Origin of the sequence: Xenorhabdus hominickii (genome assembly GCF_002632725.1) — a bacterium.
GTDB classification, from domain to species: domain Bacteria; phylum Pseudomonadota; class Gammaproteobacteria; order Enterobacterales; family Enterobacteriaceae; genus Xenorhabdus; species Xenorhabdus hominickii.
Genome location: NZ_NJAI01000113.1, coordinates 1 through 426 on the forward strand (window position 1 = coordinate 1; position 426 = coordinate 426).

At 50.0% G+C, this 426-nt stretch carries 1 protein-coding gene; it reads left to right on the top strand.

What is annotated here, in order from left to right:
- A partial coding sequence (locus tag Xhom_RS25430) for a lysozyme (protein ID WP_244590830.1) occupies window positions 1-417 on the top strand: 417 nt, incomplete at its 5' end.
- Window positions 418-426: the final 9 nt, after the last annotated feature.

The following is a 426-nucleotide window of genomic DNA, read 5'->3' on the forward strand; positions in this document are numbered from 1 at the left end:
GGTTTGAGATTTATTCAGCAATGGGAAGGCCTGAAACTGAAAGCCTATCCCGATCCTGCGACGGGAGGCATTCCGTGGACGATTGGCTACGGGCATACACAAGGCGTTAAGAAAGGCGATGTGATTACAGAGCAGCAGGCCGAAGATTTTTTACACGATGACCTCACATTCGCTTACGCCACACTGGAGCGATGGGTTAAGGTGCCACTGACTCAAGGTCAGTTTGATGCCCTATGTTCCTTTATCTTCAATTGCGGTGCGGGCAACTTTGTTCGCTCTACCTTGTTTAAGAAACTCAATGCCAGTGACTACAAAGGTGCGGCGGATGAGTTTCCCCGATGGGATAAAGCGGCAGGTAAGGTGATGAACGGGCTGACTAAGCGCAGGGCATCTGAGCAACAGATGTTTTTGTCATGAAACTCAGCG